Annotated in this window: 1 protein-coding gene; it reads right to left on the reverse strand. The window is 57.6% G+C overall.

What is annotated here, in order from left to right; translation table 11 throughout:
* On the reverse strand, positions 1–564 hold a 564-nt coding region (locus CBG10_RS11280; protein WP_179231255.1), incomplete at both ends, for a hypothetical protein.

Below are 564 nucleotides of genomic sequence, written 5' to 3' on the forward strand. Positions count from 1 at the left end.
CGTCACCGAGTACAGCAGCAGGCGCAGCGTCGAGTGCATGACCGACTGCATCAACGAGTGCTTCAACTAGCGCGTCAACTAGTGCATCAACGAGTGCATCAACCAGCGCCTCGACTAGTGCGTCAACGAGCGCTTCAACGAGCGCCTCAACGAGTGCATCAACAAGTGCGTCAACGAGCGCGTCAACAAGCGCGTCAACCAGCGCATCAACGAGTGCGTCAACGAGCGCCTCGACAAGCGCAAGCACGAGTGCCTCAGTAAGTGCGTCAACTAGTGCGTCAACCAGCGCCTCGACTAGTGCGTCAACAAGTGCGTCAACGAGTGCCTCAGTAAGTGCCTCAACTAGCGCCTCAACTAGTGCATCAACGAGTGCCTCAACCAGCGCCTCGACTAGTGCGTCAACGAGCGCGTCAACAAGTGCGTCAACAAGCGCATCAACGAGCGCTTCAACGAGCGCCTCAACAAGCGCATCCACGAGTGCCTCAGCAAGTGCGTCAACAAGTGCGTCAACGAGCGCCTCAACAAGTGCGTCAACAAGTGCGTCGACGAGCGCCTCAACAAGTG

The organism is Limosilactobacillus reuteri, from assembly GCF_002254085.1.
Lineage (GTDB): Bacteria > Bacillota > Bacilli > Lactobacillales > Lactobacillaceae > Limosilactobacillus > Limosilactobacillus reuteri_K.